Here is a 17,365-nt window from a genome sequence, read left to right on the forward strand (position 1 = left end):
CCCAACTTCATAAAAATTGGGATTCATAATTTATAATTGCTAATTCGTGATTAACTATACATTTTAGCTCTTTGTTCCTTGATTTTTGGATCATCTAAATATTCATCAAAAGACATGTACCTGTCAATAACTCCTTTTGGTGTAATTTCGAAAATTCGGTTTCCAACGGTTTGAGCGAATTCGTGGTCATGCGTTGTTAATAAAACAGAGCCTTTAAAGTTTTTTAGAGAATTATTAAAAGCAGTAATAGATTCCAAATCCAAGTGATTGGTTGGTTCGTCCAACATTAAAACATTAGCACGCATCATCATCATTCTTGATAGCATACAACGCACTTTTTCTCCTCCTGAAAGTACATTACATTTTTTTAAAGCTTCTTCTCCAGAAAAAATCATTTTTCCAAGGAAACCTCTAATATATACTTCATCTCTTTCTTCTTCTGTTTTTGCGTACTGACGTAACCAATCTACTAAATTCAAATCTTTGCTTTCAAAAAACTCGTGATTATCAGCTGGCAAATACGATTGCGTTGTGGTGATTCCCCAATCAAATTCTCCAGAATCTGGTTTTTGATTTCCGTTTAAAATTTCATAAAAAGCAGTTGTTGCTCTAGAATCTTTAGAAAAAACGACTACTTTATCGCCTTTTGCCATGTTTAAATGCACATCTTTGAATAAGACTTCTCCGTCAATTGATGCACTTAAATTCTGAACATTTAAGATTTGATCACCAGCTTCACGATCTGTATCAAAAATAATGGCTGGATATCTTCTGCTTGAAGGTTTGATTTCATCCAAGTTTAATTTATCAATCATCTTTTTACGTGAAGTTGCTTGTTTTGATTTGGCAACATTGGCACTAAAACGACGGATAAATTCTTCTAATTCAGCTTTCTTTTCTTCGGCTTTCTTGTTTTGTTGGGCCTTTTGTTTGGCTGCTAATTGACTACTTTCATACCAAAATGTATAGTTTCCAGAATAGTTATTAATCTTACCAAAATCAATATCAGAAATATGCGTACAAACTGAATCTAAAAAGTGTCTATCGTGCGAAACTACTAAAACCGTATTTTCATAATTGGCTAAGAAATTTTCTAACCAACCAATGGTTTCAAAATCCAAATCATTGGTAGGCTCATCCATAATCAATACATCTGGGTTACCAAAAAGAGCTTGTGCTAATAAAACACGAACTTTAAGTTTTCCTTCTAAATCTGCCATTAAAGTATAATGATAATCCGCAGAAATTCCTAAGTTAGACAACATCGAACCAGCATCTGATTCGGCATTCCAACCATTCATTTCATCAAATTGCATTTGCAACTCTCCTATTCTATTGGCATTTTCTTCATTGTAATCTAAATATAAAGCGTCCATTTCGGCTTTAATTTTATGAAGTACTTTGTTTCCCATCAAAACGGTTTCTAAAACGGTATGCTCATCAAACATGTTGTGATTTTGGTTTAAAACTGACATACGTTTGCCTGGTTCAAGAATCACTCTTCCAGAAGTTGGATCCATATCTCCTGCAATTATCTTCATGAATGTTGACTTACCTGCACCATTAGCACCAATAATTCCGTAGCAATTGCCTTGTGTGAATGTGGTATTTACTTCATCAAATAATACTCGTTTACCAAATTGAACTGATAAATTAGAAACTGTTAACATGCTAAATATTTTTTTTTTGCAAAAGTAGTAAATTACGTTTAGTTTTGTTGTTTAAACACTTAATTTTTACAATATTATTTATAACATTTATAGGTTTAATTTAACGATGCTTTAACAATGCAGTAATTTTCTATACTATAAATTTGTTTTCGAAATAAAAGATACATGTCCAAGCAATTACATTTTTTAACACACATAGCTTCCATAATAGGATTAAGTCTTTTAGTGTCGTGTGATACCAAACACAGCAAAGAAGATTTTTCAGCTTATTTTGGAGGAGAAATAATTAATCCGAAAAGTAAATTTGTTCTATTTTTAAAAGATAACGAAGTTTTAGATACTATATACTTAGATAAAGACAATCGTTTTCTTCATAAATTTGATTCTTTAGCTCCTGGTTTATATACATTTAAGCATTATCCTGAATATCAATACATATATTATGGTAAAAACGACAGTTTGATGTTAATTATTAACACCAATGACTTTGATAATTCGATCGTTTTTTGTGGAAGAGGTCATGAAAAAAACAACTATTTAATGGAGATGTTTTTGGCTAATGAAGTAGACAAAAGCAATGTGTATGATTTGTATTTTAGAGATTCGAAAGACTACATTAAAAGCATCGATTCAAGTTACATAGTAAAGAAAAAAATATACGATAAATTCAAATCAAAAGTTGACTGGGATTTGAGTTTTGACACTATTGCCTTAGCCAGTTTGAATTTACCTTATTACCTTAAGAAAGAAGTTTATCCTTACGCACACAAATTCATAACGGGAAAAAATGTCATTAACGAACTTCCAAAAGACTATTATAAGCATAGAGATGTTGTTGATTTAGACAATGCCAATTTATCTAATTTTTATCTTTATCAAAAGTACACAACCGCGCTACTTAACAATGTTGTTTTTACAGAAAAAAAAGGAAATATAAGTGAATTTGATTTGGAAAATAACTTCGATAAATTAGAAATAGTTAATAATTTTATCAAGAATAAGAAAAACAAAAACAGTGTTCTTCACAGAATGACTTATTTTTATTTAATGGAAAACAAAAATTTGGACAAAACTAAAGATTTTGTTGACAAATATTTGAAATACTCTTCTGACAAAGAAATGCAAAATGAAATTAAAGAAATTTACAGCTCATTTGAAAAATTAAAAGTTGGAAATAAATTGCCTAAAGAAGAGTTTTTACACAAAAACAACCAACCTGTAAATTTTGAAGAATTAATTAAAAGACAAACCGTTTTGTTTTTTATAACAACAAAGGCTGAATCTAATTTTGAAGCTGCTCACAAAAAAGTAAATGATTTAAAACTAAAATATCCTAAAACAGATTTTATTGCAGTTGATTTAGATGATTCCATAGAAAAATGGCATAATAAAATTGATGAAATGTCTGAAAATAACATCACAGAAATTTTTGCTGTAAATTATGAAAACACTAAAAAGAAATTTGTAATTCACAAACTAGGAAGAACCATAATTTTAAATGCAGATGGAACTATTAAAAATGCTTTTGTAGATTTATTTGACGTAAATTTTGAAGATAATTTGAAATAGGTAGTCTTTCAATTCATTTATAATTTAGAACAAAAAAAAAGCGATTTTCAAATGAGAATCGCTTTTTTTTATTACTTTTTAGTTTGTACTTCAAACTTTGAACTTCTATTTATTTCCTTTTTCAAAATCAGCAATAAATTGTGCTAAACCAATATCTGTTAAAGGGTGTTTTAATAAACCTAATATGGACGATAATGGACCTGTCATTACATCTGCACCAATTTTCGCACAATTCACTACATGCATTGTATGACGAACAGAAGCTGCTAAAATTTGAGTTTCAAAACCATAATTATCATAAATTTGACGAATTTCATCAATTAAATTTAAACCATCTGTTGAAACATCATCTAATCTTCCTAAAAACGGAGAACAATAAGTAGCACCTGCTTTTGCTGCTAATAATGCTTGTCCAGCAGAAAAAATTAGAGTTACATTCGTTTTTATACCTTTATCAGAAAAGTATTTACAGGCCTTTATTCCTTCTTTTGTCATTGGTAATTTTACAACAATTTGTTCGTGTAAATCTGCTAATTCTTCTCCTTCTTTGATCATACCATCATAATCAATAGCATTTACTTCTGCACTTACATCACCATCAACAAGATTGCAAATAGCTACATAATGTTTTAAAATGTTGTTTTTACCCGTAATTCCTTCTTTTGCCATTAATGACGGATTGGTTGTAACGCCATCCAAAACGCCTAATTCTTGTGCTTCTTTAATTTGAGCTAAATTAGCTGTGTCAATAAAAAATTTCATATTCTAGTTGTTTGTTGTTTGTTGTTTATCTTGCAAAAGTAAAAAATCAAAAATTAAATCTTTTCTCTTTCTTCTTTTTTCTTTTCTCTATTTTATATTCTACAATTTATAATGATTCATTAACATTTTTTCATAGACTTTATCTGGTAGAATTCTCTTTAAAACAATCGAAAACTTTTGCATAAAAGCTCCCACTTTATAATGTATTTTTGGGTTAGATGTATTTATGATTTTATAAATTGCTTCAGCCATTTCATTAGGGTTGCTTCCGCTATCAACATGAGTGTTCATTTCATTCAAAGTAGCACCATAAGTGACTTCATATGCAGAACCTTTTAAAACTGGAGCATGATAACGACCTGCAGCAATATTTGTGGCAAAATCTCCAGGAGCAACATTGGTTATATGAATACCAAAAGATTTAACTTCCATGCGAAGTGCTTCCGTTATTAATTCTAAAGCTCCTTTACTTGAAGAATAAACACTTCGGTAAGGCAATCCCATATAACCTGCAATGGAAGTGATATTTATGATTAATCCACTTTTTTGAGTTCTCATTTGAGGCAAAACCTTTTTCATAACTTCAATTGGACCAAAGAGATTGGTTTCAAAGTTATTTCGAATTTCTTCTGAAGGAATTTCTTCTAAAGGACCTGTAATTCCAACACCAGCATTATTAATTAAAACATCAATTCTTCCTGCTTTTTCAATAACTTCAGCTGCAGCAGATGCGATAGAATTAGAATCTCTAACATCCAATTGAACCAATGGAAATAACGAATTTTCGACTTTTGAAGGATTCCGACTTGTTCCAAAAACAATAAAATTTTTATGATGTAGATATTCACCAATGGCTTTTCCAATTCCAGAGGAAGCTCCTGTTATAAAAACAACTTTTTGCATTTATTTATTTTTTTGAGAGGCTAAGTTACGCAACTTTTAGGTATAAAAAAATCCTCCATTTGGAAGATCACTACAATTTATAAAGGAATCTGAAGCAAGTTCAGATTTAAAAAAAAATGGCAAGCGACCTACATCGCACCGCTACAACCACATACCTTTGCTGCGTTCCCACCCTGGAGGATTCTGCAGGAGCTGGTCGTGTAGGACTTGCCGTTGCAAATATACAATCTTTTTATATTTTTACAAGGCAATTGTAAGTTTAAAAAAACGTTGTATATTCGAATATTAAAATTATTGGTCATGTTTAAATATAAGTTATTCTCTTTCATAATATTAACTGTTGCAACTTTTTCATGTGGAGAAGAAAAAGAAAATGAAAAAATGCTATTTTCCATTGATACATCGGTGTTAAAACAAGCTTATAACCCAAATGAAAGCATCGAATTAAAGGTGAAAAATGATGAAAACAAAAAAAATGATTCCATCGTTTTTAGTTTAAACGACAAAAAAATTGGTTCTGTTAAAGGTTTTGATTCATTTAATTATGCACTAACTTCAGAAAAATTAGGCTACAAAAAAGTAAAAGCTACCATTTATCATGAAGAAAAAGAAACTACAAATGAGTCACAATTTATTATTTATGCCGCTTCTGAACCTAAATTATTGAACTATAAAATTGTAAATACTTACAATCACGATCCAAATTCTTACACTCAAGGATATGAATTCTATAAAGGTTTTTTAATTGAAGGAAGTGGTCAATACGGAAAATCATCTTTAAGAAAAACCAACTACTTAACTGGAACTGTTGAAGAAAAAATTGATTTAGAAAAGAACTATTTTGGAGAAGGTGTCACAGTTTTAAATGATAAAATATACCAATTAACTTGGCAAGAAAAAACAGTTTTTGTTTACGATGCTACCACTTTTAAGCTAGAAAAAAGCTTTCCTTATTTTAAAGAGATGGATGGTTGGGGTTTAACAAATGATGGAACTAATTTATACATGAGTGATGGTACCGAGAAAATTTACATTGTAAATCCAGAAACTTTTGAAATGATAGACTATATAAGTGTTTACACTAATTCAAATAAAATAGAAGCCATTAATGAATTAGAGTGGATTGATGGTAAAATTTGGGCGAATCTTTACGAAAGAGATACCGTGATTAAAATTGACCCAAAAACAGGTGCTATTGAAAATATTTTAAACTTAAGTGACTTAAAATCTAAAGTTACTAAGCCTTTACAAAGCGGAGAAGTTTTAAATGGAATTGCTCATAATCCAAAAAATAACACTATTTTAGTGACAGGAAAAAACTGGGACAAAGCTTTTGAGATTGTAATAGAATAACAAATGAGTACAAAAATACAAATATCCATTCCGAAACCTTGTCATGAAAATTGGGAAGAAATGACTACCGTTGAAAAAGGAAGGTTTTGTAGCAGTTGTCAAAAAAAAGTCTATAATTTTTTAAATGCTAGTGATTCAGAGATTATTGACACTTTAAGTTCAGATAAAAATATTTGCGGTCGTTTTAATTTTCAACAGCTGAATAGAAATTTAATAAAACCTACCAATTCCCGAACTCAGTGGATAGCTTTGGCAACTTTGACTGGATTTTTTACATTGACATCACAAAAAGTTATTGCTCAAACTAAACCTATAATTGTGCAAACGAATACAAAAAGTGATTCGATAAACACTGCCAAAGATTCAATCAAAAAACCTAAAATAATTAAAGGTTCAGTTTCTAATGATTATGGAGGGATTTTAGGTGCTCAAGTAGTTAATAAAATTTCTTTAAAAGGAATAACAACCGATTTAGACGGGAATTTTGAAATTGAAGCCCAACTTGGCGATAAAATTGAAATTTCTTATGTTGGAACTTCCACTAGTTTCATTGTTGGGACTAACAACGATTATGACATTACTTTAATGACAGATGAGTTACAAGGCGATGTCATAGTAATAGGTATGGTTAAAAAACGCACCTTCATTGGCAGGATATTTTATAAAATTGGAAATCTATTTCGTTAAACTACTTTTTTTTCTTTTCTCTTTGTAATATTTTTTATTGCTTATGTAAATTGTTTTGTTCAATTCTGTATAAATAATTTCTTTTTTTTCGTCGGTAATGTTTAATTGTTTCACATAATCCAATTCATTTTGTGAGGCCACTTTTTGCTTTATTTCTTGAATTTCTTCTTTAGAAAATTCAAAATTCACAAATGCATCCTTGTAAACGGGTCTTTTAAATTTAATTTCTGTGGCTTTGTCCCAAACTACATAATCATTCCCTAAAATCAGCATTAATTGAATCATATAAATAGGGTCTGTAGCCGAAAATAAACTTCCACCAAACATTGAACCTACGTAATTTTTGTTTTTGTAAGACAACGCAATTTTAATTTTAACCAAATGCAAATCCTCTGATACAAAAGTAATTTTACCACAACTTCTCTTGTACATCGGTGAACTATTGAACATTACTTTAAACAAGGTAGATTCTTTAAAAAATCTGTTCAAAAAAGTATATATTTTATCGTACATGAAAAACTAAACCGTTAAATGATTAACCACTTCTTGCACAGACAAAATGGCTTTTGAATGCTCAATACTAGGACCAGCAACCCAAACGGTTTTATAAGTTGCTTGTTTAGCTGCTTTTTCTGTAGCCCGCATTCCAATTGAAAAACGTATCATTTTGACCCATTTTTTGAGACTTTTATTTTTATTTAATAGGTTTTCAATCCAAGTTTGTTTTGTTCCAATTTTTTGAACATAAGGTGTATTAATTACAGTACAAGGAGTTCCAGAAATTTTTTCGGTCATTACAATATCTTTTTCTCCATAATCCACGCAAGCTTGTTTGTATTCGTTAGAAACACCAGCTTCAAAAGTTGCAATAAAAGGACTTCCTACAGAAACTCCTATGGCGCCGTAAGAAAGCATTTCTTCCATTTCTTGCTTACAACCTACTCCACCAGCTGAAATTACTGGTAAATTGGTTCCTTCATTTAATTGGTGAATCAAATCTTTTGGTGCAATTTTTCCTCTGTGTCCACCAGCTGCATTATTTACAGCAATTAAGGCATCACCACCCAAACTTTCCACTTTTTGAGCAAAAGCCAAATCGGTGACATCACAAAAAACCTTAATTCCTACTTTATGTGCTTCTTTGATAATTTCTTCAGGACTTCCCAATGAAGTAATTATAAAATCTACACCTTCTTCACAAATAACTTGCAATTGCTCTTTATATTTTAAATTTGATTTATTTACTATTAAATTATAGCCAAAGGAACCACCATCAACTTTTGCAGCTTTTAATTCGTTTATAGAATTTCTTAATTCTTCTAAAGTTCTGTAGTTTAAAGCTGGAATACATCCTGCAACACCACTTTTCATTCCTTCAATTACCATTTTTGTATTGGAAACTAAAAACATCGGAGCCATAATTAAAGGTTTTCTGATGTTTAATAAAGACGTTAAAGATTGTTTTTGCATGATTTTGTTTTTTTGATTTATCAAATATATAAAATAAATATCAATTTACTATGCATGCATACTATTTTGACTTGAAATTATGTTAAAAAAAACCAATAATTTTCTTAACAAAATAGATATTAGGAATAAAAAAAATAAATTTGATTTATAAACTATAATAACATAAATATGATAAAGAAACTCTTCTTGATTTCGACCTGTTTTTTATTGCTATTTTCTGTTGACACATTTGCACAGAAAAAGAAAAAAGACAAAAAAGGTGCTCCATCAGTACCTGCAATGAACATGGATGCAAAAAAACCAGATCCAAAAAAACCCAAGCCTTACAACAAAGTAATTGACTCGTCTGCAGTTACACAAAAAGGTTTGATTGATGTCCATAAAGTGGGTGACAAATTTCTATTTGAAGTTTCTGAAGCTTTGTTAGGAAAAGAAATTATGACAATTACAAGATATTCTAAAACTCCTGCTGGTGGTGGAATTTTTGGCGGTGAGGAAGTTAATCGTCAGGTAATCAAATTTGAAAAGGGTTTGAATGATAACATCCTTTTGAGATCAGTTACTTACGTGATTGCAACTCCTAATGAAGATTCACCCATAACAAAAGCTGTAAAAAATTCAAGTGCTGATCCAATTATTGGCAACTTTGATGTTATGGCTTACAATAAAGATGGAAAAGAAATAAAAGGATATGTTTTTGATGTAACTTCATTGTTTGATGCTGATTTACAAACATTTTCTATTGATCCAATCAGAAAACAGTTGCTAAACATACAAGGATTTCAAAAAGATAAATCGTTTATCGAAGGAATAAAATCTTTCCCAATAAATACTGAAATTCGTTCTGTAAAAACTTTTAGTACCAAAGCTCCACAAATTTCAATGTCACCTGCACCACGAATTGGAACAAATTTCCCTGCTGCTTTGGATGCTGGTGTTGTTACTTTAGAGTTAAATACTTCTATGATTTTATTGCCTGAAAAACCAATGCGTAAAAGAGCTTTTGATAAACGTGTAGGTTATTTTGCTAACGGTTACGATGTTTTTGAAGAAAATTCATTGAAATCAGATACTGATATTTTTGCAGTTAGATGGCGTTTAGAACCTAAAAATGAAGAAGATGCTGAAAAACAAAAAAGAGGAGAATTAATTGAACCTAAAAAACCTTTAGTATATTACATTGATCCTGCAACTCCAGATAAATGGAAAAAATACATTAAAGCAGGAATTGATGATTGGCAAGAGGCTTTTGAATTTGCTGGATGGAAAAATGCAATTCGTGGTGAATATTGGCCAGAGAATGATCCTACAATGAGTTTAGAAGATGCAAGATATTCAGTGGTACGCTATTTTGCTGCTGATATTCAAAATGCTTACGGACCAAATGTTCATGATCCAAGAACCGGAGAAATTATGGAAAGTCATATTGGTTGGTACCATAACATCATGAGTTTATTACGTGATTGGTATTTAATTCAAACTGCTGCTGTTGATCCTGCTGCTAGAAATATGAAATTTAATGATGAATTAATGGGCGAATTAATTCGTTTTGTATCGTCTCACGAAGTTGGACATACTTTAGGATTACGTCATAATATGGGTGCTAGTAATGCAACTCCTGTTGAAATGCTAAGAAATCCTGACTATCAAAAGAAAAACGGTCACACATCTTCTATCATGGATTATGCACGATTTAATTATGTAGCACAACCAGAAGATGGAGTTAAAGATTTGTTTCCAAGAATTGGAGATTATGACAAATGGGCTATTAAATGGGGTTATACTTACTTTGCAGATGCTAAATCTGAAAAAGAAGAAAAAGCTTTGTTAAATAATATGGTTAAAGATGCTTACAAAAACAGACGTTTATGGTTTGGTACTGAAACTAGTCCGTATGATCCAAGATATCAAACAGAAGATTTAGGTGACAATGCCATGAAAGCTTCTGAATATGGAATCAGAAATTTAAAAAGAATATTACCTCAGTTAATTACTTGGAGTAAAGAAGACGGTGAAGATTATGAAGAATTAGAGGGTTTATACAATTCATTAACCGGACAATTCAGAAGATACATGGGACATGTTACTAAAAATGTTGGTGGAATTTACGAAACTCCAAAAACCGCTGATATGGAAGGTAATATGTATGAAGTTGTTCCTTCAAGCATTCAAAATGAAGCTGTTAAATTCTTAAACGATCAATTGTTTAAAACACCAACTTGGTTATTAGACCAAAACATAATTAGTAAAATAAATCCTGATAGTGGCGTTGAAGCTATGAAATCATTGCAAGGAGGAACGCTTAACAGTTTATTTTCGGGTGATAGATTAATTCGTTTGATAGAAACTTCTGCCTTAGATAAGAAAAATTATTCTGTTGATGAGCTAATGTCTGATGTTAGAAAAGGAATTTTTTCTGAATTAACAACCAATGCACCAATTGATGTCTATCGTAGAAATTTACAAAAATTATTTGTCAATAATTTAATTAACGCTCTTGATAATGATGGCAAGAAAACAGCATCTGGTTTAAACAGAAGACCTGTAAAATATAGTGAAACGGATATTCCTTCAATTGCAAGAGGACAATTGTTAGAATTAAAAAATCAGTTAAAATTAGGTGCTGCTAATTCTACTGATCGATTAAGTAAATTTCATTTATCAGATTTAGTTTCTAAAATTGATAATGGATTAAATCCTAAATAGCATTTAAAATAGTTATAAAACTAAAAACCGTTTCAATTTACATTGAAACGGTTTTTTTTCTAGCAATTTTTAAAACAATAATTAATCTTTTTGAGATTTTACTGCTAAAGTATAAATTACTAAGCCAAATCCAATTTTGTTAATAGCATCTGCAATGTTGTAAGCCACATCAATATTACCTGCTGGAATGATTCCATTATACCAACCAGTTGTTCCCATCATGTATCCTAAAGGATAAATAGCCCAACCCACTAATACAAACCAACATAAAATTTTGTGTGCTTTTAAAACTTCTCCACCAGCAGCTTTTGCTAATTTTGATGCTTCACCCAACCAAATTTCATAAACTATTGCAAAATATGCAACTCCTGAGATGAATCCCCATAATGCAGCACTATCGGTAAATACAACTTCACCAAAATAACCTGTTACCAACATTATTACAGAATAAACTACCATTTTCCATAACAATGATTGTTTTGCTCCAGCTACTTTTAAAATTAAATAAAACTCTAAGCACATTAATGGCACAGTTAAAACCCAATCTACATATCTAAAAAATGTAGGTGATTCTCCAAAACTTGCCCAATAATCTCTCATGTAAAAATAATGAACAGCAGCAATAAATGTAATTAAACCAGAAACAAGAACCGAAGTTCTCCATTTTTTATCGAATTGATTTAACGATAAAAAGAAAAAAGCTGATGCAGCCATCATGGCCATACATCCTACAAAAAAAGTAAAACCTACATAATCCGTTGGACTTAATTTTCCAACACTTGCGAATAAAGCAATTGAACTCATCATAATTTGTTAATTTAATAATTAATATACTTTTGTTTTATCAAATCTACAAAACGTTAAACAAATAAACAAGCTTTGTTTAGTTTTTTTTTAATATCTTTAAACAAAAAAATTATAACATATGTCTAAGCTTGATAAAATATCATTATTTATAAGTTTTATAGGTTTATGGATGAACTCTTATTTAAACGATAAGTGGCAATTAATCATTGGATTTATTTTCATTTTTCTAATTGGAATACTGCATGGATCAAATGATATATTGTTGATTAATAAAACAGTATTAAAAAAATCATTAACAAATACGAAAATTATAGCCTATTATGTAGCAGTTGTGTTATTAGGTACATTATTGTTTTGTTATGTTCCTGTGATTGGGTTATTGCTATTTATTATAGTGAGTTCCTATCATTTTGGAGAACAACATTGGCAATTTTTAAAAAATAAAAGATTTTTGATACCTATAGTTATTTTTCAGTTCATTTATGGTTTTAATATTCTTGTCATTTTATTTCAATCGCATGAAGTAAAAGTAAAAACCATTATTTCTTCTATTACAAATTACTCTATTTCTAACTTAAACTTTAATTACATACTTTTTGCAACCATGGGTTTATTATTACTTTTTGGTTTTCTATTGTATAAAAATTTAGAAATTTTTAGAGAAAAACTTATAATCAATATATTTTACTTAATTGTTTTTACAGTAATTTTTAAAACTGCTAATTTAATTTGGGCATTTGCAATATACTTTGTTATTTGGCACAGTTTACCTTCTATAAGAGATCAAATTAATTTTATGCACGGTTCCATTAATATTGAAAACATTAAAAAATATATTATTACGGCATTTCCTTTTTGGATAATTTCGCTTTTCGGAATTTTAATTCTTTATGTAATTTTAAAAGATGAGATAATATTTGAATCTATCTTTTTTTCATTTTTGGCTGCAATTACCTTTCCCCATGTATACATCATTATTAAGATGTTTATAAAACAAAAAACCGAGTAATTACTTACTCGGTTTCAAATTATAAACTAAATTTAAATTTTAGTTATTCTTTTACTTCTTCAAATTCTACATCTTGAGTTTGGTCTCCAGTTGCATCAGCTTGAGGTTGTGCGTCTTGAGCAGCACCTTGATCACCTTGAGCATACATTGCTTCTGTAGCTGTTTTCCATGCAGCGTTAATGTTTTCCAAACCTTTATCAATGGCAGCTAAATCTTGCGATTGGTGCGCCATTCTTAATTCAGTTAAAGCAAATTCGATAGCTGTTTTATGTTCATCAGATAATTTATCACCTAATTCTTTCAATTGGCTTTCCGTTTGAAAAATCATAGCATCAGCCTGATTCAATTTTTCAACTCTTTCTTTTGCTTGTTTATCTGCATCTGCATTTGCTTCAGCATCTTTTTTCATTCTTTCAATTTCTTCAGCTGTTAATCCAGAAGAAGCTTCAATTCTAATATCGTGAGATTTTCCAGTTCCTTTATCTGTAGCAGAAACTTTAATAATTCCGTTTGCATCAATATCGAAAGTTACTTCAATTTGAGGAACTCCTCTTGGTGCTGGTGGAATACCATCTAAGTTAAAACGACCAATTGTTTTATTGTCTGCAGCCATTGCTCTTGCTCCTTGTAAAACGTGTAATTCTACTGTTGGTTGATTATCGGCAGCTGTTGAAAATATCTGTGATTTTTTGGTTGGGATTGTTGTGTTTGATTCAATTAATGTAGTCATAACACCACCCATAGTTTCGATACCTAAAGACAAAGGTGTAACATCTAACAACAATACATCTTTTACATCTCCAGATAATACACCACCTTGAATAGCAGCTCCAATAGCTACAACTTCGTCAGGGTTTACACCTTTTGAGGCTTTTTTACCAAAGAATTTTTCAACTTGTTCTTGAATAACTGGTATTCTTGTAGAACCACCTACTAAAATTACTTCGTCAATATCAGATGTTGATAAACCTGCATCTTTTAAAGCTTTAGCCACTGGTTCCATAGAACGTTTTACTAAAGTATCTGCTAATTGTTCAAATTTAGCTCTTGTTAAAGTTTGTACCAAGTGTTTTGGACCTGATGCAGTTGCAGTAACGTATGGTAAGTTGATTTCTGTTTGAGCAGAACCAGATAATTCAATTTTTGCTTTTTCAGCAGCTTCTTTTAAACGCTGTAATGCCATTGGATCTTTTCTTAAATCGATTCCTTCTGCAGTGTTGAATTCAGTAGCTAACCAGTCAATAATAACTTGGTCAAAATCATCTCCACCTAAATGAGTATCGCCATTAGTAGATAAAACTTCAAATACACCATCACCTAATTCAAGGATAGAAATATCAAAAGTACCACCACCTAAATCGTAAACTGCAATTTTTTGATCTTTACCTTGTTTATCTAATCCATAAGCTAATGCCGCAGCAGTTGGCTCGTTAATAATACGCATTACTTCTAAACCTGCAATTTGTCCAGCTTCTTTAGTCGCCTGACGTTGTGCATCGTTAAAATAAGCAGGTACAGTAATAACCGCTTGTGTAACTGTTTGTCCTAAATAATCTTCAGCTGTTTTCTTCATTTTCTGAAGAGTCATTGCTGATAATTCTTGCGGAGTATATAATCTGCCATCAATATCTACTCTTGGAGTATCATTGTCTCCTTTAACTACTTTGTAAGCTACTGTTGAAGCTTCTTTAGTACTTTCAGAATATTTGTTTCCCATAAAACGTTTTACCGAAGCAATTGTTTTTGTAGGATTGGTAACAGCCTGACGTTTTGCAGCATCACCAACTTTAATTTCTCCACCTTCTACAAATGCAATTACAGACGGTGTTGTTCTTTTTCCTTCAGCATTAGGAATTACTACTGGTTCGCTACCTTCCATTACAGAAACGCAAGAGTTAGTTGTTCCTAAGTCGATTCCAATAATTTTACTCATATTGTTTAATTTCTAATTTATTTAATTTTTAAACTCACTATCAATATGACAAGGACTATGCCAACTCAAAAACTTTTTATTAATTGTCAGTTTTAGTAATAAAATATGACAATATGACATTTTTTTTGGTTTTTTTATATTTAAGATTGAAGTTGAAATACTCCTTTAAAACTTTTAAACCTCTAAACTTCTAAACTCTTAAACTTTCGATTATCTTTGCAACTATAACGATTTAGCTATGGAATGTATTTCAGTTTTTGATATGTTGAAAATTGGTGTTGGACCTTCAAGTTCTCACACACTTGGGCCTTGGCGTGCCGCAGAACGCTTTTTAAAAGAATTAAAAGAAAATAATCTTATTGACCACATCAATCGTGTTAAAGTTGATTTATATGGTTCATTGTCATTAACTGGTAAAGGTCATGCTACAGATTTGGCAATAATGTTAGGTTTAAGTGGTGCTGATCCCGAATATATTCCTGTTGAAAGTATTGATGTAATTATTACTGCCATAAAAAACAAGAAAGAAATTTTTCTTGGAAATGAAATTATTATTCCTTTTCATTTTGATAGTGATATTATTTTTAATCGCGAGTTTTTACCTTTTCATTCCAATGGCTTAAAATTTACTGCTTATACTAATGAAACAGAATATGAAACTACCTACTACTCTATTGGCGGTGGTTTTGTGGTAGTGGAAGAACTAGTAAATTCCTCAAAAAATGAAGAAATAAAATGTTCCTTCCCTTTTAGAACTGACAATGCAAATGATTTATTGAATTTTTGCAATCAAGAAAAAAAACAAATTTGGGAAATTGTATATGAAAACGAAAAATCCATGCGTTCGGAAGATGCTATTCACAATGAATTAATGCGTATTTGGGATACCATGTTAGAATGTATGTACATTGGTTGTCATTCGGAAGGCACTTTACCTGGTGGTTTAAATGTAAGAAGAAGAGCTTATGACATGCATAAAAACTTGATTGGAGTTTTACCTTATGAAGATCCTTATTCTTGGATGCAAGTAATAAGACAAACAGAAGTTAAATTTAGACAAATTTTAAAATGGGTAAGCTGTTTTGCTTTATCAGTTAACGAAGTAAATGCTTCTTTGGGAAGAGTTGTAACTGCACCAACCAATGGAAGTGCTGGCGTAATTCCTGCTGTTTTAATGTATTATTTAGTCATAGAAAATCACCATGCAGGTGCAGAAGATATCAAACGTTTTTTAATGACAGCTGGTGAAATTGGTAGTATTTTCAAAAAAGGAGCCACAATTAGTGCTGCAATGGGTGGTTGTCAGGCTGAAATTGGAGTTTCAAGTGCTATGGCTGCTGCTGCTTTGTGTGAAGCAATGGGTGGAACTCCAGAACAAGTAACGGTTGCTGCAGAAATCGCAATGGAACATCATTTGGGCATGACTTGTGATCCAATAGGCGGTTTGGTGCAAGTGCCTTGTATTGAAAGAAATACTATGGGTGCTATAAAAGCTATTAACGCTGCTGAATTAGCTCTAGAAACTGACGCAAAAAATGTAAAAGTACCCTTAGATAAAGTTGTAAATACCATGTGGGAAACAGCTAAAGATATGAATACCAAATATAAAGAAACTTCTGAAGGTGGTTTAGCTATCGGGGTTAATTTAGCGGATTGTTAATTTTAATTTGAAAAGCAATACCTTCAAATATTTCCTGACTTTATTATTTGTAATGATAATTGGAATACTTTCAAGAAAAGTAAATCTAATACCTATATATATAGGTGATTTGCTTTATTCTGTGTTAATCTATTTCATATTTTGTTTTTTATTTCCAACAAAAAATAGAATTCATATTTTAATGTTTAGTATTCTGTTTTGTTTTACTATTGAAACTTCTCAATTGATTCAGTGGGATTGGTTGGTTTTAATTCGAAAAACAACTTTAGGTCATTACGTGCTTGGAGAAGGTTTTCTTTGGTTGGATATGTTTTGTTATTTCATAGGAAGTGCTACAGCTTATTTAATAGATTCTAAATTCATTAAAAACTAATCTCTTCTTCGTGTATCAATAATATGAATTATTTGCCAAGAATCATCTTGTTTAATTAATGTAAAAGAATTGGCACCATTGTGACTTAATTCTCCATTAACATAAAATTCATAAGGCGTCCAAACATGTGCTAAATTATCATCAATTTGAATTTCATAACTCAATAATTTCTCGTTAATTATTACATTTTTCGGAATATCTGCAATTGATTTTAAAAAATCATTGTAATCATCTGTTTGTAATTTTTTGGATTGATTTTCTACTACTATAGATTGTAATATGATTTCTTTATGACAAGTCTTTTTAATGGTTAAAGTATCTTTAGAATTTAAGCCAACAAAAAAAGCATCAATGGTTTTCTGAACTTCTATTTCTTGTGAATAAAACACACTTGTACTGATTAAAAACAAATATAAAATAATTCTTTGCATGATAAAATTTTAAATAATTAGTAAACAAATGA

15 protein-coding genes and 1 other RNA gene are annotated in these 17,365 nt (G+C 30.5%); 7 read left to right on the forward strand and 9 right to left on the reverse strand.

The window, feature by feature from the left end; translation table 11 throughout:
• Positions 1-50: 50 nt before the first annotated feature.
• Positions 51-1,670, reverse strand: a complete 1,620-nt coding sequence (locus tag ACTF56_RS03415; protein WP_438965511.1) for an ABC-F family ATP-binding cassette domain-containing protein — start codon at positions 1,668-1,670, stop codon at positions 51-53.
• Positions 1,671-1,835: 165 nt separating this feature from the next.
• Here ACTF56_RS03415 and ACTF56_RS03420 point away from each other — a divergent pair, with 165 nt between their 5' ends.
• A complete protein-coding gene (locus tag ACTF56_RS03420) occupies positions 1,836-3,239 on the forward strand; it encodes a TlpA family protein disulfide reductase (protein ID WP_438965512.1) in 1,404 nt (467 codons plus the stop codon).
• Positions 3,240-3,344: 105 nt separating this feature from the next.
• On the opposite strand, the gene fsa is transcribed toward ACTF56_RS03420, so the two are convergent.
• From fsa to ffs, 3 genes are all read right to left on the reverse strand, one after another.
• Positions 3,345-4,001 carry a fructose-6-phosphate aldolase gene (gene fsa, locus ACTF56_RS03425; protein WP_438965513.1) on the reverse strand — a complete coding sequence of 219 codons (657 nt, stop codon included), beginning with the start codon at positions 3,999-4,001 and terminating at the stop codon, positions 3,345-3,347.
• Between the two features lie 99 nt (positions 4,002-4,100).
• Entirely contained in the window at positions 4,101-4,904 is an 804-nt protein-coding gene (locus ACTF56_RS03430; protein WP_438965514.1) for an SDR family oxidoreductase, read from the reverse strand.
• 115 nt (positions 4,905-5,019) lie between these two features.
• Positions 5,020-5,117, reverse strand: an RNA gene (gene ffs / locus ACTF56_RS03435) — signal recognition particle sRNA small type.
• 87 nt (positions 5,118-5,204) lie between these two features.
• Between ffs and ACTF56_RS03440 the strand changes: the two genes are divergently transcribed.
• Both ACTF56_RS03440 and ACTF56_RS03445 read left to right on the forward strand, forming a co-directional pair.
• Complete coding sequence (locus tag ACTF56_RS03440; RefSeq protein ID WP_438965515.1) at positions 5,205-6,257, forward strand: glutaminyl-peptide cyclotransferase; 1,053 nt, start codon at positions 5,205-5,207, stop codon at positions 6,255-6,257.
• A 3-nt stretch (positions 6,258-6,260) separates the two neighbouring features.
• Positions 6,261-6,944 carry a hypothetical protein gene (locus ACTF56_RS03445; RefSeq protein ID WP_438965516.1) on the forward strand — a complete coding sequence of 228 codons (684 nt, stop codon included), beginning with the start codon at positions 6,261-6,263 and terminating at the stop codon, positions 6,942-6,944.
• Here ACTF56_RS03445 and ACTF56_RS03450 read toward each other — a convergent pair.
• Both ACTF56_RS03450 and ACTF56_RS03455 read right to left on the reverse strand, forming a co-directional pair.
• Positions 6,933-7,433 (reverse strand): DUF4442 domain-containing protein, encoded by a 501-nt coding sequence (locus ACTF56_RS03450; protein WP_438965517.1) that lies wholly within the window; start codon positions 7,431-7,433, stop codon positions 6,933-6,935. The genes ACTF56_RS03445 and ACTF56_RS03450 overlap by 12 nt on opposite strands.
• Positions 7,434-7,463: 30 nt before the next feature.
• Positions 7,464-8,414 (reverse strand): NAD(P)H-dependent flavin oxidoreductase, encoded by a 951-nt coding sequence (locus ACTF56_RS03455; RefSeq protein WP_438965518.1) that lies wholly within the window; start codon positions 8,412-8,414, stop codon positions 7,464-7,466.
• 168 nt (positions 8,415-8,582) lie between these two features.
• Between ACTF56_RS03455 and ACTF56_RS03460 the strand changes: the two genes are divergently transcribed.
• On the forward strand, positions 8,583-11,120 hold the full coding sequence (locus ACTF56_RS03460; protein ID WP_438965519.1) for a zinc-dependent metalloprotease: 2,538 nt from the start codon (positions 8,583-8,585) through the stop codon (positions 11,118-11,120).
• An 81-nt stretch (positions 11,121-11,201) separates the two neighbouring features.
• Here the strand turns inward: ACTF56_RS03460 and ACTF56_RS03465 are convergent, their stop codons facing one another.
• Positions 11,202-11,924: a bacteriorhodopsin-like gene (locus ACTF56_RS03465; RefSeq protein WP_438965608.1), complete on the reverse strand. Its 723-nt coding sequence runs from the start codon at positions 11,922-11,924 to the stop codon at positions 11,202-11,204.
• Positions 11,925-12,045: 121 nt separating this feature from the next.
• Between ACTF56_RS03465 and ACTF56_RS03470 the strand changes: the two genes are divergently transcribed.
• Positions 12,046-12,936, forward strand: coding sequence for a Brp/Blh family beta-carotene 15,15'-dioxygenase (locus ACTF56_RS03470; protein WP_438965520.1), 891 nt, complete (start codon positions 12,046-12,048; stop codon positions 12,934-12,936).
• 43 nt (positions 12,937-12,979) lie between these two features.
• Here the strand turns inward: ACTF56_RS03470 and dnaK are convergent, their stop codons facing one another.
• On the reverse strand, positions 12,980-14,869 hold the full coding sequence (gene dnaK / locus ACTF56_RS03475; RefSeq protein ID WP_438965521.1) for a molecular chaperone DnaK: 1,890 nt from the start codon (positions 14,867-14,869) through the stop codon (positions 12,980-12,982).
• A gap of 238 nt (positions 14,870-15,107) precedes the next feature.
• Between dnaK and ACTF56_RS03480 the strand changes: the two genes are divergently transcribed.
• Together ACTF56_RS03480 and ACTF56_RS03485 are read left to right on the forward strand one after the other, a co-directional pair.
• Complete coding sequence (locus tag ACTF56_RS03480; protein ID WP_438965522.1) at positions 15,108-16,529, forward strand: L-serine ammonia-lyase; 1,422 nt, start codon at positions 15,108-15,110, stop codon at positions 16,527-16,529.
• Positions 16,530-16,581: 52 nt separating this feature from the next.
• On the forward strand, positions 16,582-16,902 hold the full coding sequence (locus ACTF56_RS03485; RefSeq protein ID WP_438965523.1) for a DUF2809 domain-containing protein: 321 nt from the start codon (positions 16,582-16,584) through the stop codon (positions 16,900-16,902).
• Here the strand turns inward: ACTF56_RS03485 and ACTF56_RS03490 are convergent.
• Entirely contained in the window at positions 16,899-17,333 is a 435-nt protein-coding gene (locus tag ACTF56_RS03490; protein WP_438965524.1) for a nuclear transport factor 2 family protein, read from the reverse strand. The two genes, ACTF56_RS03485 and ACTF56_RS03490, sit on opposite strands and share 4 nt — an antisense overlap.
• Positions 17,334-17,365: the final 32 nt, after the last annotated feature.

Source organism: Flavobacterium sp., assembly GCF_965657075.1.
GTDB lineage: Bacteria > Bacteroidota > Bacteroidia > Flavobacteriales > Flavobacteriaceae > Flavobacterium.